The organism is Methylobacterium sp. CCH5-D2, from assembly GCF_001556475.1.
In the GTDB taxonomy this organism is placed as follows: domain Bacteria; phylum Pseudomonadota; class Alphaproteobacteria; order Rhizobiales; family Beijerinckiaceae; genus Methylobacterium; species Methylobacterium hispanicum.
The window spans coordinates 1-617 of the sequence record NZ_LSIX01000330.1 but is presented as its reverse complement, the minus strand read 5'-3'; the positions used below and the strand labels follow the sequence as shown (position 1 = coordinate 617).

At 73.9% G+C, this 617-nt stretch carries 1 pseudogene; it reads left to right on the top strand.

What is annotated here, in order from left to right:
* Window positions 1-617: pseudogene (locus AX737_RS08735) on the top strand (hypothetical protein); the annotation flags it as partial.

Here is a 617-nt window from a genome sequence, read left to right as displayed (position 1 = left end):
ACGAGTACGACCGCTCCCTGGGACGCACCGGCGCGCACCTGATGGTGCACGGCTCGTGCTCGTCGCGGGGCTGCTTCGCGATGACGGACGAGGTGATCTCGGAACTCTATGCCGTGGTGCGGGAGGCCTTCGCGGGCGGCCAGCGCGCCGTCCAGTTCCAGTCCTACCCGTTCCGCATGACGCCGGAGAACTTGGCCCGGCATCGCCAGGACCCGAACATCGCGTTCTGGAGGAACCTCAAGGAGGGGTCCGACCGGTTCGAGGTCACGGGGGCCGAGCAGGGCGTCGGCGTCGCCGATGGCCGATACGTGTTCGATGCCGGCGACGAGGCCACCGCTGGCGCGGTCGCGCGGAGGCAGGCGGATGACGAGCGGCAGGTCGCCGCCCTCGTGGCGAGCGGGACGCCCGCCGTCCGGCTGGTGTACGAGGACGGCGGCCAGCACCGGTCGTTCCGAGAGACCATGGTCGCGGCCGGAGGCGGTCTCGGCGAGGTGAGCCGCCCCGAGGCTCTGGCCGCAGGGCCGCGTGAGGTCGCCGTGCCGGCCGCGGGCCCGGTTGCTCTCGCCGGCAAGCGGGAGCCGGTCCGGGGTGCGGCGGCACGCAAGCCGCCGGGGCCC